Below are 22,160 nucleotides of genomic sequence, written 5' to 3' on the forward strand. Positions count from 1 at the left end.
GGTCGCCATTCCGGTGGGCAGTTGCGCCCAGCTGTGGGAACGCCGGCAATCCGGCGCACGCTGCCCCATCCTGACCTGAACGGGCAGATGGGCGAGGGCACGCAGGTTCGCGACGTCGCGGCAAGGGCCCGCGCCAGGCGCCGGCCCTGGGTTCGGCCCAGGCCGAGATCATGGTGGGAAGAGGGCGTGCTGCCCGCGGTGTGCCGGCCGACTTATCTTCGTAATCGGGTGTTCCGGAGTTATCGGGATTACCATCGGACCCGTGGGGAGAAGGCTTGCGCTGATTATCGGTTCCGAATGTGATGCGCTCATACACCTCGGATTTCCGTCCACCCTCGCTGCGAAAGCCGCTGCTGCTCTTGCTGATTCCGGCCAATGGCGGCCGGCCGTACCCGACGGTATGACGATAGTGAACCCGACCGTCCGGAATCTCCAGGCCGCGTTGCGATCGGCATTCGAGGCCGCGTCCCGGCAACAGGCAACGTTGCTGTTGTGGTTTATCGGGCACGGACTCAGTGCCAATGGCGACTATTACTTCTTGGCCCGTGATTCACTCGAATCAGACGCGGCCGGTAACGCGATTCTGGACTCGCAGTTTGCCGTTCATCTCGCCCAGACCCTCAAGGAACGGATCAGCGGTTCGCCGGGACTGGATGGTCTGCTGGTCGTGGTGGACAGTTGCGAAGCCGCAGCGGCAGCGGACGCTGGGGCACGCAATTGGCCTGCCCTCGTCCGGCAGGTGTCCGGCCGGGTGGACCTTCTGGTCGCCAGCGACGACGGCAAGGCCTACAGCGGGTGCTTCACCGAGACACTGCTCGAGACCTTCCGCACTGGAATACCCGCCGGCGGAGAGAATTTGCTGGCCGCGGATCTCCTTGCGCCGGTCGCGCGAGCCTGTAAAAACCAGCAACCACAGCACTTCTCGTACGCCGCGGGCTCGCCCACCCCGGTCGCCGACCACGGATTGTGGTTGGTACCCAACGTGACTCGTGCTCGCGACGCGGTGCGCGACCGTCCGGACGCGAGCACCGTCGACGAACTCGTTCGCGGATTGCACGTCACCAAGGCGCTGCGCAGTCAGGTGAACGCCGTGGCCGAGCACGGCTACGAGCGCCTGCGGGTGCTCCTCGGGCCGGGCGGCAGCGGAAAGTCCACCGCCGTCGCCCTGCTGGTGCGCCCAGACCTGCTCGGCCTCGAAACCGCCATCAGCGCAGCACATATCGGCGCTGCCGTCTTCCTCACCGGCACCAGTACGCTCCGGTCGGTGACCGAGGAACTCGCCGTTCAGCTCGAACGCCGAGTCGCGCTGCTCAGCGCCGCGGGGGAGATCGAACCCGTCGCGACGGTCATTTCCGGCGAGTACCGCAAGGTGACAGCGAGATTGGCACGGGCGCTCGTGACGCTGGGCGAAACCGGGCGCACCACAACGCTTCTCATCGACGGGCTCGATCTGCCAACCGAGCACGGACACCGCGACGAACTGTGGGCCGCGATCGAGACGTTGACCAGCCACGCCGACTTCGCGCATGTCCGCGTAATCGGCACTGCCCGTAGCGATGCCGATGCGCCCCCGCTGCCGTCGGACCTGCGTATGTGGCGTTTCGAGTTGCCGATGCCCGGTGTGGGCGTCGTGGGTGACTACCTGTTGCGGCACGCGCATGACGAACACGGTGAGCCGTGGCCGAGGTCCAGCGTCACCCGCGCACTCACCGCCGTCGACCCCGGCGTGCCGGCTGACGGGGCGTGGCCGGACCGCCCGTGGCGTGCGGTGGGGGGCTGGCTGCATGCCCGGTTGATTGTGCAGGTCGACCGGTTCCTCGGGGACGCTGACTTCGCCGCGGGTCTGCCCATCGACTGCCTGGTCCGGCATCGGCTGGGGCATCTGCAGTGGTCGCTGAGCGGGCCGCGTGCGGAGGCGGTCGGGCTGCTGATCACCGTCGTGGTCGCCGCGGAAGCCGGCCCGGTCCTGCCGATCGATATCGTCCGGCGCGCACTGCACGATCTCGGCGCGCGCACCATAGATGAAGCGCAGGTGCGTGATTCGGCGGTCGGCCTCGGTGCGCTGATCGCCCGGCGCCGCCCCGGCTCGACCGGCGAGCATCTCGGCGTCGCGCATACGGCATTGAAAGATCCACTACGCAAAGCGAATCCACGCAAAGACATCTCGAGCGTCCGCGCGCACCGGGCGATCATTGCCGCGCTCGGCCAGAGCGGCACCGCCGAGGCCGCCGCGTATCGGGAGGTGGCAGCCATCCGGCACTACCTCGGAGCGGGGGATCCGGTCGGTGCGTTCGGCGCACTGTACGCGTTGCCCTCGGCGTCACTGACGGACCGGATCGAGTTGTGGGAGGCGTGGCTGCCGAACTTCACCGCTCGTCTCGGCCCGGATCACCCCGAGACGCGGCGGGTGCGCGACACCATCGCGAAATGGCGTACTCCACCCGATCCGCCCGCAAGGCGCGGCCGTCGCAGCATTCCGCGTACGCTGATCGGCGCGGTGATCATAGCCATCGTGCTGGGACTGTGGGGCACCTGTTCGCGAATGACACCGCCGCCCGCCGAGATCGCTGCCACCGGCTCCGTCTTCACCACTCCACCAACGGATTCCGCGGTGGACGAGACCGAACAGCTTCCGCCTGACCCGAACCCGAAGCCCGAGCCGACCCGCACCGGACAGCCGCGGTCGAACGTGCCGACCGCGGCACCACCCACCACGGCGTCCACCGTCGAATCGACCACCAGCCTGGCGAAAGTCATTCCGATTCCCATTATCCCCTCGAGCACGACGCAAAAGCCGGCCTGCACCCCCTACAGCACCGCGGTCTACTACGGTGACGTCCAATACGGGAAGGCGGTCAAGAAGTACATCCCCTTCGCATACATGGAGTGCGACAACCTGGCCGTAGTGCAACTCGATGACGGCATGAACGGCAAGGCCTTCTCCATCCTCGACGGGGAATGCCCACCGCCCCAAGGGAAGACCGAATGCTACCTGCGGGTGATATTCCACCCACCCGACGCGGGCCAGTTCGACGCAACACTGAAGATCAACCAGAAGAACGGCACTCCACGCCTGAAGATCACACTGCACGGCACCGGGACATAAGACCCTGTGCGGTGTACCGGGTCGCTATTGTTGTGTCGATCCGCTAGTCGACAGACCCTCGGGCAGTCAGGACGGTCCTGAGCACGTGCTCGACCGCGGACTCGAACAATGCTCCCCGTAGCTCATTTCGGGTAGCCAGGTTGCGACCGGCGAGGTCGAGCATCTGATCAGGGGTCAGGCGGCGCACTACCAGAGCGGCGACGTCTTCCAGGTCGAGGTCGCTGTTCGCGTAGTCCAGTCTGATCAAGGCGAACGCGACGACGATTTCCTCGTCGGTCATTCTTCGCCTCCGCAGTTCGCTCGTACGGCCACGCCGTGACAGTCAAGGTTAAATTCTACGGCGTTGGTCATCGCTTCACCTTCCGGTCGATGCTGACGCCGAGTTCACGGCCGCGAGCCGGATCTCGCTGGTCTCGACGGCCACGTCCGAGCCTTGGTGATGTGGCATCTTCACGGCGGCGAGCCGTAGTGAATCCTCGACCCGATCGATGATCACAGATTGAAAGTGGCGCAGTTCACATATCGCTCATCGCTGGGTGCTGCCGGTGCGACGACCGGGCCGGCGGGTCTTCCCGTGTAGCCCTGCTGTGGGTCAGTCGACGCGTGGCGGGTCGACAGGGGGCAGGGGGCGGCGGCAGATCTCTTGGGCTTCCTCGGCGGAGAGGCCGAACATGCGCAGCAGGTCCTCGGTCACTTGGTCGGCGGCCTCGGCGTCGTCGCGTTCGGGGTGATCATGCAGTAGCCGACCGAGGCACAGGGCCGCGCCGGCGACGATGGTCATCGACAGTTCCGGGTCGTGGATGGTGAAGCGCCCGGCTTCGGCCGCGGCCTCGATGTCCTCGCACAGCAGGTCGAGCAGGGCGCCGTGCCGGTCGAGCGCCTCCTCAACCCCGAAAGCCGCTGATTGATCCCAGGCCCTCAGACGCCCGGCCAGTAGATATCCGGAGGTGTATTGCAGGCCGACGGGAGGGCGGATACGTTGAGCGGGTGAACATTTCCTTCGGAAAGGGCGCCGTGCGCCCCTGCCGGTGAACCCGGTGCCTGGCTGGCCTCCCCATAGCAGCGACGACCAGCCCGAGTTGACCCAACCTGCCTGCGGGCCGGCCCAGCGTGGTTGTTCCAGCTCGCCGAATGATCACGGACGCACCGTGATGGATGATCATCGGTCAGATTGCGGGTTGGTGGATTGGCGCTCGCCCTTCAAGCTTTATCGAGATCAAGAACCGGTCGGGCCGATTGTCAGCTATTGGTCCGAAAGGCCTTGGGCGCCTGACCTCGTCGAGAACGGCGGTCACAGTGGGGCTGAAAACCCAGACGTACAGCCTTGGGCTACTGGGGTTTTCGATGATGACGACCATGACCGGGCCGAGCGCACGGATCGCCTTTTGCGGTTCCTGCCGATGATGCAGGAACGCGGAAGAAGTGTGCCCGCTGACGAACAGGATTCCGAGGAATTCACCGCGGAAATGGCCCGGAACGGGGCTACACAAGCCGATCTCGACTGGTGCACGCGCGGTACCTGGACGATCCAGACCTGGGACGGCAAGCATCACCCGATGCATTCGGTCTGCTTCATCGCCCCACGCACGCTCCGGTGGCAGTGGTGATTCCGGCGTTGCGCTTGATCGAAATCGGCTCTGCGCTGCGGATGTGGGTTCTGCGAGACTGGTCGGATGAGTTCTGATGGCCGATCACAGGCGCTGATGTCGCTGCGGGGCTTGGCGGTGGGGGATGCGTTCGGGTCGTGCTTCGATGATCCGATCAACCATGACGCGCTTCGGGAACGCAGGGTGCTGCCCGGTCCGTGGTTGTGGACCGACGACACTCAGATGGCGTGCTCGATCTTCGCGGTCCTGACCGAACACGGCCGAATCAGTCAGGACGCGCTGGCGCAGTCGTTCGCCGAGCACTACGACATCTACCGTCGATACGGCCCCGGGACGAGTCGGATTCTGCGGCTGATCCGCCAAAAGGGTTACCACTGGCGCGAACTCGCTCAGCAGGCGCGCGACGGCCGGGGGTCTTGGGGGAATGGTGCTGCGATGAGGGTGGCGCCGCTGGGTGCGTGGTTTGCCGACGATATCGATCGCGTCGTCATGGAGGCCACTGCCTCGGCGGAGGTCACCCATGCTCACCCGGATGCCGTAGCCGGGGCGGTCGCGGTGGCAGTTGCTGCCGCCTTGTCCGCGGTGAAACCGGAACTGCATGGTGCCGAACTCCTTCGGGTGATCGCCGCTCAGGTGCCGGATGGACCGGTCTGGGACAAAATCAGGAACGCGGAGTCGATCGACGATTCCGAGACTGCCGCTGGGGAATTGGGCGTCGGCCAGGAGACCTCTGCGCTCGATACTGTGCCCTTCGCTCTCTGGGTGGTCGCCCATCATGGGTGGGATTTCGCCGACGCGTGTTGGACGGCCGTCGCGGCCGGCGGTGATATCGATACCACCTGTGCGATCATCGGCGGGGTTCTGGGTGCGCGCGCGAAATCCGTTGGCATACCCCTCGATTGGCTCGAATGTTGCGAACCGCTACCCGATTGGGCGAAGGCGTTCACAAGGTGATCCAGGTGTCACATGTCGTCTTCGGTCGCGGGTAAGGCGAACACGTCTCCCCGGAGGCAATTTCCCAGGGGGGCGCGGCTCAACGGCCATGGCTCGTCGACGACGACCTTCGCCGTCCATCCTTCGAGTTCGAGGCCGTCGGCTTGGTATTCGTCGAGGCGATTTGCGACCTCGTCACTCAGCAGGCCCGCTTGCTCGAGAATGGTGAAAAGTGCTTCAGCGGCGCAACTCACCTGCTGCTCTGCCTCGAGGGAGTCGCTGTCGGGGTGAAGGTCGAGATACGCCCGGCGGGCGGCAGCAAGCAGGCGCGACGCGTCTGTGATGTGGAAGTCGCGGCGGTACCTCAGTGAGATGTTCATGCCGTCTGCCAGTGGCTCGTTTCCGCGAACTTCGTCGGTCATTCGGTGATGGTAGAGCCCTGCTTCGGCAACTTCGACGGAGCCTGGCTGAGTGGCCAGTCATCTGACTGGATGCATCTGATCGCTTGTGCGGCAACGTACTCGAGCTTCAGCTGAACGCGTGCTCATGTGGTCGCTGGGCGGGCGGCGCGAGATCGGCTGCGTGGCAGATGTATTCGATTCGCCCGTTTGAGCTCGAATATGCCGGGTATCAGCTGGTCGATCACAGATTCTCGCATCAGTGCAGCCGATCGGATGCGATGCGAGAGCGTCACGGTTAGGAGTTCGTCATTATTACGCTGGGTGTTGTCTTGCTGGTTCTCGGTTTCCTGCTGGGGATTCCGATTCTGTGGACATTGGGCATCGTGGCCCTGGTGGTCGGTGCGGCGCTGGCGTTGTTCGGCGCGCTGGGACGGCCGGTGGCGGGCCGGGCTCACTATTACTGACCGGGCTGGCTTCGGTATCGGAGTGGTTGGGGCGGGCCGAACTCGGCCCGCCCCAACGGTTTCCGGCTTGGTGAATTGGAGCCGGGTGAGCTGGCGCGTGTGTGCGCCCGACTCGGTTGGCGATGTCCGCAGCTCGACGGTCGTCGAAAGTTCCCCGGTGCCTTCTGCATCGACGAAAGTGCTTGCAGAGCAAGCCTGTCCGGCAATATGGCAGGCTTGCCGGCAAGAGCGAGTCAGCGATAGGACCCGTTGGTCAGATCCGAGATGACGTCGGCACCCTCGGGCTTCCAGTTCAGCTGCTCGATTCCGGCCTGTCCGCTGATGGTCTGGCTGAGCGCCAAGGCATCGGCGAAGGGCGTGCCCAGTTCTGCTCGGGCTTCATCGAGGGGCCAGACCTTGATATTACCGCTGACACCGGCGGCTTCGGCTGCGGCCGTGGCCAGTTCGGCGACCGGTACGGCAGACTGGCTGATGCCGTGCCAGATCGAACCCGCCGGAGCCGCGTGCACGACCTTCGTGAACAGGTCGGCCAAGTCGTCGATATGGACCATGGGCCACACAACCGACTCGTTGGCGACGACCACGGGGGCCTCCTGCTTGCGGGCCAGATCGACCAGCAGAGCGGGGATTCCGCCGCCGCGGCCGTGCACGATGCCGGGGCGGACGACGGCCGCGCGGACGCCCGCGTCGGCGAGCGCGAGGACCTGGCGTTCGATCTCGGGACGGTACCCGACGATGGGAATCGGGTTGGTGGGCGAGGTTTCGTCGGCGCCGTCGGTCGCGCCGAGCACCCAGACCCCGCTGGTGTAGACGAACGGCTTGCCGGTACCGCGCAGCGGATCGGTGAGCGCGACGACCGCGGCCGCGTCGATGGCGGCGTCGCCGCTGGGAGTCGCCAGATTGACCACGGCGTCGATATCGGGGGTCACCGCGGCGGTCAGCGACGCGGGATCGGAGAGATCTCCCGTGCGGGTCTCGTACTCACTCGCGCCGGTTCCGACACCGGGACGTTCGAGCGCCACGATGTCGTCCCCGAGGGACGAGAAGTGTTCGGCGACAGCGGAACCCACATACCCGCCCGCCCCGATGAGTAGTACTCGCACGAAATTTCCTCCTGTTTGTAGCTGCCGTCCAGGACTAACCAACCTGAGCGGTACCCCCGTACGGTATTACATCGACTCGAACTCGATCAACCTCGCGACCATGGCGAGCAGTCGGTGCCGTCCTGCACCGGGTAGTCGATGATGATCGCGCCGCCGGTGGCGTAGTTGGCGACATCGGCCGCTGCTCGGCGGCCTTCCGGCGAATTCCGCGCCGCTGTCATGGCGTCGGCGTCGGCATATTCGGCTTCGAAAATCGCGAAATACGGCGCTTTTTCGTCGGCCGCTGCGACATCGAAGCTGTAGCGCCATGCGCGCACGCCAGGGATGTCTCTGACCAGGGGAAGGTGATTGGTCACGTAGTAGTCGCGGAAGTGGCCGGGGTCGACGGGCTCGGAATATAGGACAACCAGCTTATGCATGACTGCCTCCTGGATCGCTAGGTGCGGGATATCGGGATTCGGGTGCGGACTGAGGTGGGTTCAGCGGGGTGCGGGCGAGTATCGAGAGCGGATTCGGGATCGGCGGTGTGTGCGGGCGATGCCCGGTACCGCAGTCGGTTGAATCGTCATATGCGCAGGTTAGGGCTCGATGTGCGGACGAGGGAAAGACCGGATCGCGATAGACTCAGAACGGATCGTTATCAATCGAGGGAGGGCGTATGGCACCGGATACGGTGAGTCTGCGGTACTTCCTCGTGCTGGCGCAGGAGTTGAATTTCACCCGCGCGGCGGCCCGGATCGGTATCGCGCAGCCCGCGCTCAGTGCCCGGATGCGCCGATTGGAGGCGGAACTCGGTACGAGTCTGCTGATTCGCGACACCCGCAGCGTCGTATTGACCACGGCCGGCGCGGCTTTGGCGGAATCCGCGCCGCCCGCGCTGGCGGCGCTGGACCGGGCCTGGGACGCCGCCCGGAACGCGGGGGCCGGTGAACTGGGCACGCTGCGCATCGGATACAGCCTCAGCGTGGGGGCCGAGACGGCACCGGCCCTGGTGGAGCGGCTCGTTCGCAGCAGCCCGGGCCTCGACGTCGGCGCGGTCCCGATGGCGACACCGGAGCTCTCCCCGGCAGTCGCCGACGGCCGCATCGACGCGGGGATCACGCGCGGTGAACAGCCGGGGCGTGGCGTGCGCCGGTTCTTGCTGCGGCGGGTGCGCGTCGGGGTCCAATTGGCACAGCATCATCCGCTGGCCGAACACCCGGAGATCGAGATCGCCGATGCGGCCGCGTATCCGCTGCGACTGCCGGACCGTACGGCCAACCCGGTGATCCATGATCAGCTGGCCGCGCTATTCCGCGACATCCGGCCGAGCCCCCGATTCCACACGCCCGCAGTATCTTTCGACATGTCACAGCACGACCTACGCGACGGACGCACCCTCGCGCCGGCCGGTGAGACCGCGGTCACGACACTATTGACCGGCCTCACGTGGCGACCGCTGCGCGGCGCACCCGCCCTGACGATCCACCTGGTCCTCCCGCGCGTGCAGTCACCAATGCACCGCCGCATCCGTGCCGTCGCCAAAACTCTTGCGCACGAGCTGAACTGGCTGCCGGACTGACGCCTGGCAGATCACGCCCAGGCGAATCCCGCCGGACCGGCCGAGCGCGGCGACGTGCCCGGATCGGTCGCCGCCAACCCTAAGGGCGACCGATCCGGGAACGCGCGAACCGGCGATCGGTGGGTGGGCCACCGGTCATCGGCGTGTCTATGGATGTGTCATCGGGAGAGCGAGTCGCGCAGATCGGCGACGGTGGCGCGGCGCTCGTAGGCGATCCAGGCGAAGATCGCCGCGAGAGCCAGGGGGAACAGGGCCATGGCGGGCTGGCCGGCGAGGAACGCCTGGGTCGCGGCGGCGAGCACGGTGACGATGGACAGGCCCGCGGCGGCGAGAGCGCTCAGGCGCGGCACCAGCAGGCCGATGCCGCCGGCGACCTCCGCGACGCCGATGAAGATGAGCAGCCCGAACGGGATGGTCAGGTTCGCGGGAGCGTTTTCCATCAGGGTGTTCGGTATGACGAGCTTCGGGCCGCCGGAGGCGATGATGAAGAACAGGCCGAGCACGATCTGCAGGGTCCACAGGACGCGGTTGCGGACCTTGCCGGGACGGTAGGTGGTGTCGGCGGTGAAGGCGGCGGCGGGGTTTGCGGTGGTCATCGTTCTGGTCCTTCTCGTCGGTCGCGCCGGGTTGGTTGCGCGTTCGAGGGATAAGACGGAGCACCGCCGGAGAACTCATCGCTGTCCGCAAAACTTTTTCGACCCGGGTCGCGCATCGGCAGGCGGTGGTGCGACACCTAGCCCGGTACCGATGTCGGCGGCATACCTATTCGCCGATGCTGCTCCCATGGCCTTCGTTGTCGCCGCTGTTGTCGTGCTCGCCGTTCTGGTGGTCCTCGATCTGCTGCTCACCTTTGCGGTGCTGCGGCGCTTGCGGATTCACGAGGAGCGGCTGGCGACGCCGGGGGCGGCCCGGCCGAGCGACCGGGATCAACTGATCGGGCGGCAGCTGCCGCAGTTCGCGGGAACCGGGGCTACGCGGCTCGTCGCGTTCTTCTCCGCGGGTTGTGCTCCGTGCCTGGAACAGGCGGCGGAGTTCGCGGAGCATCCCGATGCGGAACGGGTGGCGATTCTGGTGCTGGGGTTGGCACCGGAAGCCGAGCGGGAGCGCCTGCGCACCGCGCTCGGTGCCGCGCCCACGGTGATCGGCGAGCCGGCCGGTGATGCGCTGGCCGGAGAGTTGGGCGTGCGCTCGTTTCCGCAGTTGCTGCTGCTGGATCAGTCCGGAACCATTGTGGCGGCACGACATTCGCTCGCCGCTTTGTCCGCGGGCGTCGCGTGACGGTGCGGTCGCGGCTGCGCACCGCATGGCAGCTGTGCTGGGCGACCGGCCGTGGACTCACCCTCGTTCAGGTGGTGATCACGCTCATCGGCGGCTTCCTGGCCTCGGCGGTGACGTGGTCGACGAAGTTCACGATGGACGGCCTCGCCGAGCCGGGGCACTCGCGGCAGTTGGTCGCGGCCGTATCGGTCCTGGCGGTGGCCGGCCTGCTCGGTGCGTGCGAGCCACGAGTCGCGGAATACGTTCGGGCCGAACTGAATCGGCGCGCCTACCTGCTGATGAACGACCGATTGTTCACCGCCGTAGGCGAATTCCAGGGGTTGGAGCGATTCGAGGATCCGAAGCTGCTCGACCGCATCCGATCCGCACAGCAGAGCACCTCGAACGCGGTGGCGCCCGCGACCACCGGGCTGTTCTCCGCGGTGCGCGATCTGGTGTCGCTGGCCGGGCTGCTCGCCACCGTGTATCTGCTGGCGCCGGTGATGGCGCTGATCCTGGTGCTGTCGGCGGTGCCGGTGTTCTTCGCGCAGCTGTCGCTCGCGCGCCGGTTCGCCGGGATGCTGGACACCATGTCGGCGTCGAGCCGGCGGCAGTTCCAGCTGAGCGCGCTCAACAGTGATGTCCGGGCGGTCAAGGAGATTCGGCTCTTCGGCCTCGTGGACTTCTTCCGCGAACGGGTGCTCTCGGCGATCGTCGCGACGAATCACGCACAGCGCGACCTGGACCGGCGGCAGCTGCGGGTGCAGGCGTCGTTGTCCGCGCTCGGTAGCGTGATCGGCGCGGGCGGGCTCGCGTGGGCGGTGTACGCGGCGAGCCATGGTCGGTTGTCGATCGGCGATGTCTCGGCCTTCGTCACCGCGGTCGCGGCCGCGCAGGCGGCGCTGTCCGGTCTGGTCACCAAGATCAGCGGGGCGCATCGAGGGCTGTTGCAGCTGGATCACTATGTGCGCGTGGTGAATATGCCGCCGGATCGGCCCGCGCCCGCGCTGCCCGCGGTGTTGCCCACGCTCAGCGACGGTATCGAGCTGGTCGATCTCTGGTTCCGCTACGACGAGTCGCAGCCATGGGTGCTGCGCGGACTCGATGCTCGGATCGCGCACGGTGAGCTGCTCGGGGTGGTCGGTCGCAACGGGGCGGGTAAAAGCACGCTGATCAAACTGCTGTGCCGCTTCTACGAGCCCGATCGCGGCGTGATCCGCTGGGACGGCGTGGATATTCGCGATGTCCCGATCAAGGAGTTGCGGCGTCGGCTCGGCGTCCTTTTCCAGGATTTCATGGAATACGACCTCACGGTGGCCGAGAATATCGGCATCGGTGATCTGCCCGCGCTGTCCGATCAACGGCGAATCGAATGGGCGGCGGCCGAGGCCGAAATATCGGAGAAGATCGAGACGCTGCCGCACGGTTATGCCACCATGCTCAGCCGAATATTTTTCAAGGAGACCGATAAAACTGACGCAGAGCACGGTGTCACCTTATCCGGCGGGCAATGGCAGCACATTGCCATTGCCCGCACATTCATGCGCGACGACCGGGAGCTATTGATATTGGACGAGCCGGGTTCCGGCCTCGACGCGGAGGCGGAGCATCGGCTGCATCGGCGATTGGCAGCACATCGGACGGGCCGGACGAGTGTGCTCGTCTCACACCGGCTCGGTGCGGTGCGAGATGCCGATCGGATTCTGGTGCTGGACGAGGGCCGGATCGCCGAGGAGGGTACGCACGCCGCATTGATGGCGCTGAACGGGCAGTATGCGCGCATGTTCACGGTGCAGGCGCAGGGCTACGCCGGCACCCGCGCTGGCTGAGGAACCCCCGGTCCGGCGACGCCTCCGGACCGGGTGCGCTAGATCATGGGCACCCCTGCCGGCAGCCGTAGCCACCGCAGGTATAGCCGGTGCCCGGGCAATAGCGGCATTCTTGGCAGCAATACGACGGATAGTTATTGTCGTGATCACACCAGCATTCCCGCTCGGGTGCGGTACAGGCGGACGCATCCATTTGTGGTACGAACTTCGCCAGCAACCGGTCACCGGCCCTGCGCGCGATTCCGATCATGAATTCACCTCATATCTCGCCGGCCCGTCCGGCGGCGGACCGATCATAACCACATTGCTTTCGATTACGGCAAGCGAAATTGCAGGAGACGAATATGAGATCGCTGGGAGTGGTCACCGCACTGCTGGCCGCGGCGGGCGCGATATTCGCCGCGCGGCGAATTCTGGTCCTGGTGAATGTCACCGGCGCCAGCATGGAACCGACGCTGCGCGACGGCGACCGGATCCTGGTTCGCCGCCGCGGTCCGGACGGCCTGCGACGCGGTCGGATCGTGGTGCTGATGGCGCCCGAGGCAGCACAGGGACCGGACTGGCAGTGTCCCGGCTGGCACGTCAAACGTGTTGTCGCACTGCCCGGTGACCCGCTGCCGGCCGATGTCCCCGCCCCCGACGACACGGGCCTGGTGCCGCGGGATTCGGTGGTGGTGTTCGGCGACAACCCATTCGGCGGCGACTCGCGCAACTGGGGGCCGTACCGCGTCGACGGTTTCGTCGGCACGCTGGTCTGCCGCACCCGGACCGCGGGCCGGCTCGCATGATCTACCTCGTGCTGTCCTGCCGGTATCTGCTCGGGGGAGTGTTCCTTGTGTCGCTGGTGGGTAAATTGCGAAGTCGCGCAGCGTATTCGGAGTTCGTCGCGGCGACGGGCGCGCTGCTGGGCGTGGTTGATCGGACGGCGCGGTGGGCGGCGCGGGCTACCGTCGCGGCCGAGGTGGTCATCGTCTGCGCGCTGATCGCCGAACCGGTGGCCCGAGCCGGTCTCGGGCTGGCCGCGCTGCTGCTGGGATGTTTCACCGTCGCGCTGACGCGTGCGTTGCGGCGCGGTTCCACCACCCCGTGCCGTTGCTTCGGCGCCTCCACCACACCGATCCGGGTCGAGCACGCGATGCGCAGTGCCGTGCTCGGCTCGATCGCGCTCGGCGGGCTGCTGATCGATCTCACCCTCGCGACACACCGCTATGAACTGGCCGGTATCGCGGTATCGGTTCCGGCCGTGGCGGCGGGCATCCTGCTGACCACCCGGCTCGACGATGTGGCGGATCTCCTGCGTTGACGACCCGGAAAAGTTTCTCGAAGAAATCCGGCCGAGGCTGTCGGATCGGGGCAGCGGTGTTCGTAGCAGTGGTGAGGCCACCCACCGGGGGTGGCGCGAGAAGGGAAAAACCAATGAGCACCACCTTGACTGTCGACTTCTTCTGCACCCTCGACGGCTACGGCATGGCCGAGGGCTGGCCCGGATACTGGGGCAAGGAAGGCCCCGAGGTCATCGCGGACCGGGTGCGTACCTTCGCTCAGGAGCAGGTGCTCGTCTTCGGCGCGACGACGTTCCGGCAGTTCCGCAAGTTCGTGACCATGTTCGACGAGCCCTACTACGACAGCCTGAACAAGCTGCCGAAGCTCGTGTTCTCCAGCACGCTCGAAGCGCCGCTCGGATGGGCGAACTCGACCGTCCTCGACGAAGACGCGGTGACGGCGATCGAGCGGCTGAAGCGCACGACAGATGTGCCGATGCGTTCGCACGGCAGCATCTCGCTGAACCGTGCGCTGCTCGCCGCAGGCCTGGTCGACCGGCTCGAAATCCTCATGTTCCCTGCGGTTTCCGGCCGCGCGGGCGATGCGGCGCTGCTGCACGGCGGGGCCGAGCTCGACCTGGAACTCGTCGAGTCGACCGTGCTCGACGGCCGGACGCACAAGCTCGTGTACACCCCGCATCTGCACACGGCGGTGCCCGTGGGCGCAGGTCCGAAGCCCCGGACCGCCGACCAGGTCGCCTGACCACATTGCTTGACACCACAGGAGAGGATTTTCGTATGCGCTATCTGGTTTCCGTGATCGACGACAAGAGCAATCCCGGCAGCACGGACCGGCAGCCGGCGATCAGCGAGTTCAACGACCGGCTGATCGCTGATGGCTACTGGGTTTTCGCGGGCGGACTCGCGGACACCGACACGGCCACGGTCATCGACAACCGCGGCGAGCAGGTGGTGTTCAGCGACGGGCCGTTCGTCGAATCCAAGGAGTACCTGGCCGGCGTGTGGGTGTGGGAGGCCCCTGATCTGGACGTGGCATTGCGGCTGGCCGCCGAGGCGTCGAAGGTCTGCGATCGCAAGATCGAGGTGCGGCCGTTCCAGTGAGCGACATCGAGGAGGCGATCACCCGCGCCCTGCACGAGGAGTGGGCCCGGGTGGTCGCCGGTTTGACCAGGCGATTCGGTGATCTCGACATCGCCGAGGAGGCGGCGGCCGAGGCGTTCGCGACCGCCGTCGAGCGGTGGCCGGCCGACGGCGTGCCGCCCAACCCCGGCGCCTGGCTGACCACCACCGCAAACCGCAAGGCCATCGACCGGATCCGCCGCGAGAACAAGCGCGACGACAAGCACAAGGAGGCTCAGATGGTGTACGACGACGACCCGCCCGAGCCCCTCGGCGTCATCGACGACGACCGGCTGCGGCTGATCTTCACCTGCTGTCACCCGGCGCTGGCCATGGAGTCCCGGCTCGCGCTGACGCTGCGCATGGTCGGCGGTCTGACCGTGCCCGAGATCGCCCACGCCTTCCTGGCGACCGAGGCCGCCACGGGGCAGCGGATCACCCGGGCGAAGGCCAAGATCAAGGCGGCGCGCATTCCCTATCGGATGCCGTCCGCCGAGGATCTGCCGGCCCGGGTCACCGGCGTGCTCGTCGTGTTGTTCCTCGTCTTCAACGAGGGCTACCTGGCGACCGGCGCCGGCACCGATCCGGTCCGGTCCGACCTGACCGCCGAGGCGATCCGGCTCACCCGCCTGATTCGTGCCCTGCTGCCGGAGGACGGCGAGGTGGCCGGGCTGCTGGCGCTGATGCTCCTGATCGAGGCCCGTCAGCCCGCCCGGGTCTCGGCCACCGGCGAGCTGGTCGCGCTCGACGAGCAGGATCGCGGGGCCTGGGACGAAGAGCTGATCGCCGAGGGGCACCAGCTCGTGCGCGAGCGCCTGGTCGCCGGAGTAGCGCCCGGTCGCTATCAGATCTTGGCCGCGATCAACGCCGTGCACACCTCCGCGCGCGACATGCGCGACACCGACTGGTCCCAGATTCTCGCCCTCTATGACCAGCTCGTCCGCCTCGACCCATCGCCGATCGTCGCGCTCAACCGGGCCATCGCCCTCGCCGAGCTCGACGGTCCTGAGGTGGCGCTCGCGGCCGTCGAACGGCTCGAAGACAAGCTGGGCGGCTATCACGCCTACCACGTGACCCGGGCCGACCTGTTGCGCCGGCAGGGGCGGAGTCAGGAATCGCGTGGGGCGTACGACAGGGCCATCGAGTTGGCGGGGAATACCGCAGAGACCGCGTACCTGACCCGTCGGCGCGACCAATTGCGTTGACGTAGAGCGCGACTCCACTCTTGTACACGGGGCCGTGCCAGGTCATGAACTAAGAGTTCCGTTGGCATTCCGTAGGCGCGCCCGGTCGAGCCGATCAGGACTTGGACGTTCGCCTCGCCGAAAGCTTCGGGGCCAAGGCTGTGACCTGCCTCTCATCCGGTTGCCTCTGACGTTGGCGTGAGAGGTGACGATGGTCCTACAGCGCCCGGAACCGCCGGGCCGGTCACCGGGAGGCGACGAAAGATGGTGCGGGCATGGGGTTTCGGCAGGTTCGGCGGGCCTGAGGTGCAAGAGTTCTTCGATCGTCCCGATCCCGTCCCCGGACGCGGCGAGGTCCTGATCCGGGTCGATGTCGCCGGTGTGAATCCGCTCGATCACATCCTGCGCTCGGGTCTGGTCGCCGAACTCGACAGCGGGCGTCCGTTTCCGCGCGTGCTGGGGATGGAGGCGGCGGGGACCGTTCTCGCCCTCGGCGAGGACGTCGATGGGCTCGAGGTCGGTGACGCGGTCTTCGGCTTCGCGCTCACCGGCGGTGGCGCCTATGCCGAGACGACGGTCTTGTCCGCGCCGAACACCGCGCGCATCCCGGCGGGGTTGTCCGCGGCCGTCGCGGCGACGCTGCCGGTGGCCGGGACGACCGCGGTGGACGCGCTCGACCAGCTCGGCCTCCCCGCCGGTGCCACGATCCTGGTCAACGGGGTCGGCGGCGGGGTCGGACTCGCCGTCGCCCGGCTGGCCGTCGCGCGCGAACTCCGAGTGCTCGGCACCGGGAGTGCGGCCAAGCGTGAATACGCCGAGGGCATCGGGGTGCGGTTCATCGACTACGCCGGGGATGTCGTCGCCGGGGTCCGCGAGCTGATGCCCGACGGCGTCGACGGGATCGTCGACCTGGTCGGCGGCGCCTCGCTGCGGGCGGTCGCCGGGCTGGCCCGGGATCCGCGCAACGTGATCGCCGTGGGTGACGCGTCGGTGTCCGAACTCGGTGGGCGTTTCGTCGATCGTCGCCTCGACCGCGAGAACCTGGAGCGCACCGCGCAACTCGCCCTCGACGGAGTCCTCGACCCGGTGATCTCGGCGATCTATCCGCTCGCCGACGCCCCCGCCGCCCTCGCCATCGTGGAGAACGGTCACTCCTCGGGGAAGGTCATCATCCAGGTCGCATAAGACCGATCGTTGCCGGCGATCCTCGCGATTCTGGGCTTGAACCCGGATCGCGTCAGGGCAGCGGTTTGTTGTAGATCATGAAGTCGCAGGGGGTGGCCAGTAGTGGGGCGAGGTGTGGGTAGTCGTCTTCGAGGGCGCCGCGGCGGACGACTCGGTAGCCGAGGCGGGTGTACCACTCGGCGAGGAACTTCTTTGCCGGATGGGTCCAATCCCTTGGCACAAGAAGCTCCAATTGCATGGTGTGCGCGCCTTTTTCGGCGCTTCGTCGTTCCGCGAACCGGACCAGTTCACGCCCGATTCCGGTGCCTCGCCGCGCGGGTGCGGCGACCAGCATGCCGAATTCGCCGAGCCTGTCGTCCAGCTCCTGTATTCGCACCGCGCCCACGAGTTCCCCCGTCGAATCGTGAGCCACCGCGATCTCACCCGCCGCGATGAGATCCGTCAACTCCGCGGGCGTGGTGCGCGCCGCCCCGCCCGCCCAGATCCCTTCCTCCGCAACTTCATACACCTGATTGATCAGCGCGGTCAGTCCGGCAACCAGCTGCTCATCGGAAGCTGCCGCGCTCGAAAGCATTTCGATGCGAACCACGATTACCTCCTCGTTTCCGACGATATCGCCGACCGTCCACATGTTCGCCGACTCGGGGAGTGCCGACGAGCAGATCGCCGTTCACGAACCCGCGCGGGATCGCCGTCGATGCCGTTCCCTAACCGGTCCGGGATTATCGGTTCTTGCCGCATCGACACATCCTCCTTGCCTGTGCAGCAGCTGGTCCGTGACACCTGACAGTCAAGACCGTGCCGTCAGGGCACGGTCAAGTCCTCAGGCAGCTTTGTCCCGGCAGAAGTTCAGCGAGGCCGTCAGCGTGGTGAGCGCCGGCACTACCGCCGAGTCGTTGTCCCGTCCCACGGGTGATGAGACGAAGTCCCGTACACTGCTCCCATGGCTCGCTGGCAACCCGACGCACCAGGGCGGCTCGCCGCCGCTGCCCTAGAGCTGTTCGAGGAGCGCGGGTACGAGAACACGACCGTGGTCGAGATCGCGGAGCGCGCGGGGCTCACCAAGAGCACGTTCTTCCGGTGCTTCACGGACAAGCGCGAGGTGCTCTTCGGTGGGGGAACGGTGGCCGGTGCGCTCATCGAAGGGATCGTCTCGGCGCCGCCGGAGGCCGGGCCGCTGGACGCGGTGGCGGACGCCCTCGACGCGCTCGGCCGGACGTTCTTCACCGCCGACCGCCGCGAGTTCAGCGCCAGGCGCCAGGCTGTGCTGAACGTCAATACCGAACTGCGCGAACGCGAAGCCCTGAAAAGGGCCGACCTCACCGCCTCGATGATCGAGGCACTCGACCGCCGCGGAGTTCCGAACCTGACCGCGCGCGTGGCCGCACAATTGGGCACGCTCGCCTGGGAAATCGCCTACGAGCAGTGGATCGATGCCGGCAACGGCGAGGATTTCGGCCCGCTGGCCCGGCGAGCGCTCGCTGAAGTACGCGCGGCCGGAGTCGTGCAGTAGCCAGGACCCCGGCATGGAGTGCATGCCGGGATGTGTTGCACCGCAATCACTCTGACGCGCGGACCGCGCAGCTTGCCGTGTCGCCTGCGGCGAGTTCTGTAGTGCCCGCGGCCGGGGCCGTATGTTACGTCGGACTTGGACGTAGGGTGAGATCCCGTGGAATCAGACAGCAACCTGGAGGATTTACGGTCGGTGCTCTCGTGCGTTTTCGAGAAGCTCGGGGCCGAGAGCCTCACCGAGCCCGACCGGGTCGAGTTGGTGGCTCGCGCCGAGGTGGTTCAGGACCAGATCGACGCGATCCAGGATGTCATCGCTGACGAGGAGGGCGTAGCCATGCGGACGACCTCCGTGCCGGAGCCCCCGGGCGATCGGCTGTTCTGAGCGCCCGAACCGCGCGGTCGCGGCAGCAGAGTGTGCTCGCTCGGCTCTGGTGCCCGGCACACCCGCTGGGCGACCGACTCAGGACGCGAAGGACGGGCACAGATTCGTTGTCGCCGCGCTGACGAACAACGTGCCCTGCCCGAACTGGTAGGCCCGTTCGACCGCGGAGATTTCATCGAGCACCGGCACGCCCGCGCGCAGGTGGTCACACGTCGCGTAACCCGCGTTGATCATCTCGGTGGTCGACCGTCCGGGCAGGGTGGCGTTGTTCAGGCTGATCTCGTCGACGAACGCGGACTCGGCGCTGCCCGCGTCGGCTGTCGCGACTGCGGCGCCGCCGAGGGCGACGAAGGTTGCGGCACAGGCAATGGCGAAGGTGCGGAGGCGAATTCGGTTGATATCCATGATGTCATCCTTGGGTCCAGGTGCCGTTGTCGGCGTAGCGTCAACGATCCCGTAGTCGACAGCGCCGAGAAACCCACCCCAGGGCTGACCCTGACCACCCCTGCCCGCCGATCCATCCCGCACTTCTCGACGTGCGAGCCCACAGACTTCCGCCGTACTTTCGAAGTGCCTCTAGGATGCTCGGCGTGCCTGTCTCCATCGCCGATCTCGTCGGCTATACCGAACGTGACCTCGACGCCGACCTCGCGCGCTGGTTCCCCTCCGCGCCGCTGGTTCAGGTGCCGGACGAAACACGCTCGGTGACACCATTTCTCGCTCGCCTCGCGCCGGCTGATGCCGCGGCACTGAGCGCGCTCGACCGTCGCGCGCGTTCCGGCCTGCTGCCGCAGTTCCTCGACATCTTCGACTGGTCCTACGGCTTCGATTTCGCCGGAAACGATTGCGGTATCCGCGATTCGGACTACACGACCGAACTGACCGACGACGATGTGTATTCGATCGGCGCCGACGGCGGCGGCAACCTCTACGTCGTGCTCACCAATGGTCAAGTGGCCGTATGGTTTCACGAGGAGGAGGTGGTCGAGGGTGGCACCCGCTTCGACAACCTCGACGTCTTCCTCTGGTCGTTCGTGCGCTACCGGGCGGTCCGGGCCGGACGCCTGACGCGCTCGGCGGTCGAGGCGGACTTCCGCGCACTCGCTCAGGACGGTGCGCTCGATCCCGGCCTAGGCTTGCTCCGGTTCATGCAGTAGCCGAGTCCTATCCGGCCAGTCTCCGGAGCAGACCCTCCAAATCGCGCTCGCCCGTGCGGGTCTGGGCGCCGTTCGCCAGTCCGCCGCGGATCAGCCGCTCCGCGGCGGGACGAGCGAACGTGCTCGCCCAGGCGAGGTGTTCGCGCACCAGGCCCGCGCCGAGATCCTCAGGGGCGAGGGCACGATTGGCCGCCGCGATCACGCCCTCGGGCAGTGCCGCGATGTTGCGGGCGAGGTGGTCGACCAGGTCGTCGAGTTCGTCGGCGGGCACGGCCCGGTTGATCCAGCCGTAGCGCTGCGCGGTCTCGGCGTCGAACAGTTCGGCGCCGAGCACCGCCTCCAGCGCGCGCTGCCGACCGACTCGGGCCGCCAGGTATTGCGTGCCACCGCCGCCAGGGACGATGCCCATGAGCGCTTCGATCTGACCGATCGCCGCGCGACCGATCGCCGCGAACGACATGTCCGCGGCCGCAACGAATTCCGCTCCGCCGCCGCGCGCTATCCCGGCGAGTTTGACGATGGTCACCTGAGGTTGGTGCCGGAGCGATTCACCGAGGGCTTGGAAGACATTGACGCCGTCCGGCAGGTCCGCCGCGAGTTCCGCGAACGCGTCCGGTGTGTCGACCAGCGACATGTCGACGTGCGCGATGAAGAACTCCGGGTCGGCGCTGTCGAACACGATTACCCGAATCGAATCGTCGTCCCGCATGGCAGCCAGCAGGTTCCGCAGGTCGCGCATCAGGGCGACGTTCAGTACGTTGACCGACGGGTTGTCGAGCGTGACGTAGGCGATGCCTGCCGCACGGCGCACGCGCAGGGTGGTGTAGGCGTCATGGTTCATGGAGATCTCCGATCCGTACCCGATAGGCATCTAGGTTCCCGATGCATACTTACCCTGCGGCGACGGAAGACCGGCGTCAATAACGCACTTTCAGCATCGTAAGGATGGCGAAGGATACCGATATGACCAGCTCTGACCCCGGCGTCGTCTTTCGCTCCGACTGCCCGAGCCGCCCCATCCTCGATCAGATCGCCGACAAGTGGTCGATGATGGTGATGGCGATTCTCGACGAGCCTCGCCGGTTCAACGAGATCAAGCGCCGCCTCGAAGGTGTGACCCAGCGGGTCTTGACCCAGACCCTGCGCCGGCTGGAACGCAACGGGATGATCGTTCGCCGCGTGCTGGCGACATCCCCGGTCGGGGTCGAGTACTCACGCACCCCGCTCGGCGAATCCCTGCGGGAGCCCTTCGACCAGCTCTACGCCTGGACGGTCGCCCACGCCGACGAAATCCAAGCGCGCCAAATGGATTACGACCGAAGAGATACCGCGCCGAACCCGTGACAGGACTGCCGGATAGGTTGCCGTGTCCGAAAATCCCTGGCCCCGATCGAACCGATCGCTCTAGCCTCGCACCGGTGCAGCTCGAGATCAGCGTCCACCGCGCACGGCTGGGACGGGACGAATACCGGGTGATCCGGCCCACCCGCCCGATCACAGGTGCTGTGCTCAGCGACTGTAATCCCTCCTACCGCTTCGAATTGACTGCGGAGGCGGCGTTTCAGGTCACCGGGCTGTGGTTGCTGGCAGCCCGATCCCGGCACAGCCTCGTGCATATTCCGTTGCGCGGCAACCAGCCACCGGATCCCATCTCTCCGACCGAACGCGGCGAGCTCGATCTGGTGCTCGGACATTCGCACAGCGGTTTCGCCCCGAATCACTGGAAAGCGTTGCGCCGCAGACTCGATCGCGGTCAACCCCAGATGGTGGCGTGGAACCCCGACGACGTGCTGTGCTGGGACGAGGTGCACCGCGAAAGCGCCAAGTGGCGCTGGCGGCGGCCCGCCGGGGCTCGGTTGCACGAGCAAGTGCACGCGCACACCCTGATCTTGCTGGGTACCGCGGGCAACTACCTGCACACCGCTCGCTACATTCTCGACCTTGCGCTGTGGCAGCCCGACTCCGACGGCCTGGGCTATCGCTCCGCGACCGTGCACCCCTCCGACGGTCAACTGGATCGGCGCGGACAGGGGATCTCTCTCATCCGGTGGAGCTGAGGCTCACCCGGCGAGGTTCG

26 protein-coding genes and 1 pseudogene are annotated in these 22,160 nt (G+C 66.8%); 18 read left to right on the forward strand and 9 right to left on the reverse strand.

What is annotated here, in order from left to right; all coding sequences use genetic code 11:
* Nucleotides 1-400: 400 nt before the first annotated feature.
* Nucleotides 401-3,106, forward strand: coding sequence for a caspase family protein (locus tag ACFYO1_RS31735; protein WP_387239024.1), 2,706 nt, complete (start codon nt 401-403; stop codon nt 3,104-3,106).
* Nucleotides 3,107-3,149: 43 nt separating this feature from the next.
* Here ACFYO1_RS31735 and ACFYO1_RS31740 read toward each other — a convergent pair whose 3' ends face one another.
* Both ACFYO1_RS31740 and ACFYO1_RS31745 read right to left on the reverse strand, forming a co-directional pair.
* Nucleotides 3,150-3,386 (reverse strand): hypothetical protein, encoded by a 237-nt coding sequence (locus ACFYO1_RS31740; protein ID WP_387239027.1) that lies wholly within the window; start codon nt 3,384-3,386, stop codon nt 3,150-3,152.
* A 312-nt stretch (nt 3,387-3,698) separates the two neighbouring features.
* Nucleotides 3,699-3,995: pseudogene (locus ACFYO1_RS31745) on the reverse strand (TetR/AcrR family transcriptional regulator); the annotation flags it as partial.
* A 259-nt stretch (nt 3,996-4,254) separates the two neighbouring features.
* On the opposite strand from ACFYO1_RS31745, the gene ACFYO1_RS31750 reads away from it, so the two are divergent.
* Both ACFYO1_RS31750 and ACFYO1_RS31755 read left to right on the forward strand, forming a co-directional pair.
* Nucleotides 4,255-4,713, forward strand: coding sequence for a hypothetical protein (locus tag ACFYO1_RS31750; RefSeq protein WP_387239030.1), 459 nt, complete (start codon nt 4,255-4,257; stop codon nt 4,711-4,713).
* Between the two features lie 96 nt (nt 4,714-4,809).
* Entirely contained in the window at nt 4,810-5,667 is an 858-nt protein-coding gene (locus ACFYO1_RS31755; protein ID WP_387239033.1) for an ADP-ribosylglycohydrolase family protein, read from the forward strand.
* An 8-nt stretch (nt 5,668-5,675) separates the two neighbouring features.
* Here ACFYO1_RS31755 and ACFYO1_RS31760 read toward each other — a convergent pair whose 3' ends face one another.
* Nucleotides 5,676-6,068 carry a hypothetical protein gene (locus ACFYO1_RS31760; protein ID WP_387239036.1) on the reverse strand — a complete coding sequence of 131 codons (393 nt, stop codon included), beginning with the start codon at nt 6,066-6,068 and terminating at the stop codon, nt 5,676-5,678.
* A 308-nt stretch (nt 6,069-6,376) separates the two neighbouring features.
* Between ACFYO1_RS31760 and ACFYO1_RS31765 the strand changes: the two genes are divergently transcribed.
* Nucleotides 6,377-6,511 (forward strand): hypothetical protein, encoded by a 135-nt coding sequence (locus tag ACFYO1_RS31765; protein WP_387239039.1) that lies wholly within the window; start codon nt 6,377-6,379, stop codon nt 6,509-6,511.
* 233 nt (nt 6,512-6,744) lie between these two features.
* Here ACFYO1_RS31765 and ACFYO1_RS31770 read toward each other — a convergent pair whose 3' ends face one another.
* Together ACFYO1_RS31770 and ACFYO1_RS31775 are read right to left on the reverse strand one after the other, a co-directional pair.
* Nucleotides 6,745-7,614, reverse strand: coding sequence for an NAD-dependent epimerase/dehydratase family protein (locus tag ACFYO1_RS31770; RefSeq protein ID WP_387239042.1), 870 nt, complete (start codon nt 7,612-7,614; stop codon nt 6,745-6,747).
* A gap of 86 nt (nt 7,615-7,700) precedes the next feature.
* Nucleotides 7,701-8,033 (reverse strand): EthD family reductase, encoded by a 333-nt coding sequence (locus ACFYO1_RS31775; RefSeq protein WP_387239045.1) that lies wholly within the window; start codon nt 8,031-8,033, stop codon nt 7,701-7,703.
* Nucleotides 8,034-8,272: 239 nt separating this feature from the next.
* Between ACFYO1_RS31775 and ACFYO1_RS31780 the strand changes: the two genes are divergently transcribed.
* The gene (locus tag ACFYO1_RS31780) at nt 8,273-9,175 is read left to right on the forward strand and encodes a LysR family transcriptional regulator (protein WP_387239048.1); all 903 of its coding nucleotides are present in this window, start codon (nt 8,273-8,275) and stop codon (nt 9,173-9,175) included.
* Between the two features lie 158 nt (nt 9,176-9,333).
* Here ACFYO1_RS31780 and ACFYO1_RS31785 read toward each other — a convergent pair whose 3' ends face one another.
* Nucleotides 9,334-9,771 (reverse strand): DoxX family protein, encoded by a 438-nt coding sequence (locus tag ACFYO1_RS31785; RefSeq protein ID WP_387239051.1) that lies wholly within the window; start codon nt 9,769-9,771, stop codon nt 9,334-9,336.
* 187 nt (nt 9,772-9,958) lie between these two features.
* Here ACFYO1_RS31785 and ACFYO1_RS31790 point away from each other — a divergent pair, with 187 nt between their 5' ends.
* From ACFYO1_RS31790 to ACFYO1_RS31825, 8 genes are all read left to right on the forward strand, one after another.
* Nucleotides 9,959-10,453, forward strand: coding sequence for a TlpA family protein disulfide reductase (locus ACFYO1_RS31790; protein ID WP_387239055.1), 495 nt, complete (start codon nt 9,959-9,961; stop codon nt 10,451-10,453).
* Nucleotides 10,450-12,261 carry an ABC transporter ATP-binding protein gene (locus ACFYO1_RS31795; protein WP_387239058.1) on the forward strand — a complete coding sequence of 604 codons (1,812 nt, stop codon included), beginning with the start codon at nt 10,450-10,452 and terminating at the stop codon, nt 12,259-12,261. Before ACFYO1_RS31790 ends, ACFYO1_RS31795 begins: the two co-directional genes overlap by 4 nt.
* Before the next feature lie 344 nt (nt 12,262-12,605).
* Nucleotides 12,606-13,049, forward strand: a complete 444-nt coding sequence (locus ACFYO1_RS31800) for a S26 family signal peptidase (protein WP_387239060.1) — start codon at nt 12,606-12,608, stop codon at nt 13,047-13,049.
* Nucleotides 13,046-13,564 (forward strand): MauE/DoxX family redox-associated membrane protein, encoded by a 519-nt coding sequence (locus tag ACFYO1_RS31805; protein ID WP_387239063.1) that lies wholly within the window; start codon nt 13,046-13,048, stop codon nt 13,562-13,564. The genes ACFYO1_RS31800 and ACFYO1_RS31805 overlap by 4 nt, the downstream gene beginning before the upstream one ends.
* Nucleotides 13,565-13,677: 113 nt before the next feature.
* Nucleotides 13,678-14,286: a dihydrofolate reductase family protein gene (locus ACFYO1_RS31810; protein ID WP_387239066.1), complete on the forward strand. Its 609-nt coding sequence runs from the start codon at nt 13,678-13,680 to the stop codon at nt 14,284-14,286.
* Between the two features lie 35 nt (nt 14,287-14,321).
* Complete coding sequence (locus ACFYO1_RS31815) at nt 14,322-14,645, forward strand: YciI family protein (RefSeq protein WP_387239069.1); 324 nt, start codon at nt 14,322-14,324, stop codon at nt 14,643-14,645.
* The gene (locus tag ACFYO1_RS31820) at nt 14,642-15,868 is read left to right on the forward strand and encodes an RNA polymerase sigma factor (protein ID WP_387239072.1); all 1,227 of its coding nucleotides are present in this window, start codon (nt 14,642-14,644) and stop codon (nt 15,866-15,868) included. Before ACFYO1_RS31815 ends, ACFYO1_RS31820 begins: the two co-directional genes overlap by 4 nt.
* A 243-nt stretch (nt 15,869-16,111) precedes the next feature.
* A complete protein-coding gene (locus ACFYO1_RS31825; protein ID WP_387239075.1) occupies nt 16,112-17,032 on the forward strand; it encodes an NADP-dependent oxidoreductase in 921 nt (306 codons plus the stop codon).
* Between the two features lie 52 nt (nt 17,033-17,084).
* Here ACFYO1_RS31825 and ACFYO1_RS31830 read toward each other — a convergent pair whose 3' ends face one another.
* Nucleotides 17,085-17,621 carry a GNAT family N-acetyltransferase gene (locus tag ACFYO1_RS31830; protein WP_387239078.1) on the reverse strand — a complete coding sequence of 179 codons (537 nt, stop codon included), beginning with the start codon at nt 17,619-17,621 and terminating at the stop codon, nt 17,085-17,087.
* Nucleotides 17,622-17,975: 354 nt separating this feature from the next.
* On the opposite strand from ACFYO1_RS31830, the gene ACFYO1_RS31835 reads away from it, so the two are divergent.
* The gene (locus tag ACFYO1_RS31835) at nt 17,976-18,545 is read left to right on the forward strand and encodes a TetR/AcrR family transcriptional regulator (protein ID WP_387239081.1); all 570 of its coding nucleotides are present in this window, start codon (nt 17,976-17,978) and stop codon (nt 18,543-18,545) included.
* A 156-nt stretch (nt 18,546-18,701) separates the two neighbouring features.
* A complete protein-coding gene (locus tag ACFYO1_RS31840; RefSeq protein ID WP_387239084.1) occupies nt 18,702-18,926 on the forward strand; it encodes a hypothetical protein in 225 nt (74 codons plus the stop codon).
* Between the two features lie 78 nt (nt 18,927-19,004).
* Here ACFYO1_RS31840 and ACFYO1_RS31845 read toward each other — a convergent pair whose 3' ends face one another.
* Nucleotides 19,005-19,331: a DUF732 domain-containing protein gene (locus ACFYO1_RS31845; RefSeq protein ID WP_387239087.1), complete on the reverse strand. Its 327-nt coding sequence runs from the start codon at nt 19,329-19,331 to the stop codon at nt 19,005-19,007.
* 176 nt (nt 19,332-19,507) lie between these two features.
* On the opposite strand from ACFYO1_RS31845, the gene ACFYO1_RS31850 reads away from it, so the two are divergent.
* Nucleotides 19,508-20,083 (forward strand): hypothetical protein, encoded by a 576-nt coding sequence (locus ACFYO1_RS31850; RefSeq protein WP_387239090.1) that lies wholly within the window; start codon nt 19,508-19,510, stop codon nt 20,081-20,083.
* Between the two features lie 7 nt (nt 20,084-20,090).
* Here ACFYO1_RS31850 and ACFYO1_RS31855 read toward each other — a convergent pair whose 3' ends face one another.
* Nucleotides 20,091-20,924 (reverse strand): enoyl-CoA hydratase/isomerase family protein, encoded by an 834-nt coding sequence (locus ACFYO1_RS31855; protein ID WP_387239093.1) that lies wholly within the window; start codon nt 20,922-20,924, stop codon nt 20,091-20,093.
* A gap of 122 nt (nt 20,925-21,046) precedes the next feature.
* Between ACFYO1_RS31855 and ACFYO1_RS31860 the strand changes: the two genes are divergently transcribed.
* Nucleotides 21,047-21,427 carry a winged helix-turn-helix transcriptional regulator gene (locus tag ACFYO1_RS31860; RefSeq protein WP_387239096.1) on the forward strand — a complete coding sequence of 127 codons (381 nt, stop codon included), beginning with the start codon at nt 21,047-21,049 and terminating at the stop codon, nt 21,425-21,427.
* Between the two features lie 74 nt (nt 21,428-21,501).
* On the forward strand, nt 21,502-22,140 hold the full coding sequence (locus ACFYO1_RS31865) for a hypothetical protein (RefSeq protein WP_387239099.1): 639 nt from the start codon (nt 21,502-21,504) through the stop codon (nt 22,138-22,140).
* The last annotated feature ends 20 nt before the right edge of the window (nt 22,141-22,160 follow it).

Origin of the sequence: Nocardia sp. NPDC006044 (assembly GCF_042871115.1) — a bacterium.
In the GTDB taxonomy this organism is placed as follows: Bacteria; Actinomycetota; Actinomycetes; order Mycobacteriales; family Mycobacteriaceae; genus Nocardia.

Excerpts from the sequence above, each read along its gene's own strand:
- ACFYO1_RS31790 (WP_387239055.1), top strand. The coding sequence starts at position 9,959 with ATGGCCTTCGTTGTCGCCGCTGTTGTCGTGCTCGCCGTTCTGGTGGTC.
- ACFYO1_RS31815 (WP_387239069.1), top strand. The coding sequence starts at position 14,322 with ATGCGCTATCTGGTTTCCGTGATCGACGACAAGAGCAATCCCGGCAGC.
- ACFYO1_RS31845 (WP_387239087.1), bottom strand. The coding sequence starts at position 19,331 with ATGGATATCAACCGAATTCGCCTCCGCACCTTCGCCATTGCCTGTGCC.
- ACFYO1_RS31850 (WP_387239090.1), top strand. The coding sequence starts at position 19,508 with ATGCTCGGCGTGCCTGTCTCCATCGCCGATCTCGTCGGCTATACCGAA.
- ACFYO1_RS31775 (WP_387239045.1), bottom strand. The coding sequence starts at position 8,033 with ATGCATAAGCTGGTTGTCCTATATTCCGAGCCCGTCGACCCCGGCCAC.
- ACFYO1_RS31835 (WP_387239081.1), top strand. The coding sequence starts at position 17,976 with ATGGCTCGCTGGCAACCCGACGCACCAGGGCGGCTCGCCGCCGCTGCC.
- ACFYO1_RS31800 (WP_387239060.1), top strand. The coding sequence starts at position 12,606 with ATGAGATCGCTGGGAGTGGTCACCGCACTGCTGGCCGCGGCGGGCGCG.
- ACFYO1_RS31855 (WP_387239093.1), bottom strand. The coding sequence starts at position 20,924 with ATGAACCATGACGCCTACACCACCCTGCGCGTGCGCCGTGCGGCAGGC.
- ACFYO1_RS31760 (WP_387239036.1), bottom strand. The coding sequence starts at position 6,068 with ATGACCGACGAAGTTCGCGGAAACGAGCCACTGGCAGACGGCATGAAC.
- ACFYO1_RS31740 (WP_387239027.1), bottom strand. The coding sequence starts at position 3,386 with ATGACCGACGAGGAAATCGTCGTCGCGTTCGCCTTGATCAGACTGGAC.
- ACFYO1_RS31860 (WP_387239096.1), top strand. The coding sequence starts at position 21,047 with ATGACCAGCTCTGACCCCGGCGTCGTCTTTCGCTCCGACTGCCCGAGC.
- ACFYO1_RS31780 (WP_387239048.1), top strand. The coding sequence starts at position 8,273 with ATGGCACCGGATACGGTGAGTCTGCGGTACTTCCTCGTGCTGGCGCAG.
- ACFYO1_RS31805 (WP_387239063.1), top strand. The coding sequence starts at position 13,046 with ATGATCTACCTCGTGCTGTCCTGCCGGTATCTGCTCGGGGGAGTGTTC.
- ACFYO1_RS31810 (WP_387239066.1), top strand. The coding sequence starts at position 13,678 with ATGAGCACCACCTTGACTGTCGACTTCTTCTGCACCCTCGACGGCTAC.
- ACFYO1_RS31735 (WP_387239024.1), top strand. The coding sequence starts at position 401 with ATGACGATAGTGAACCCGACCGTCCGGAATCTCCAGGCCGCGTTGCGA.
- ACFYO1_RS31785 (WP_387239051.1), bottom strand. The coding sequence starts at position 9,771 with ATGACCACCGCAAACCCCGCCGCCGCCTTCACCGCCGACACCACCTAC.
- ACFYO1_RS31825 (WP_387239075.1), top strand. The coding sequence starts at position 16,112 with ATGGTGCGGGCATGGGGTTTCGGCAGGTTCGGCGGGCCTGAGGTGCAA.
- ACFYO1_RS31755 (WP_387239033.1), top strand. The coding sequence starts at position 4,810 with ATGTCGCTGCGGGGCTTGGCGGTGGGGGATGCGTTCGGGTCGTGCTTC.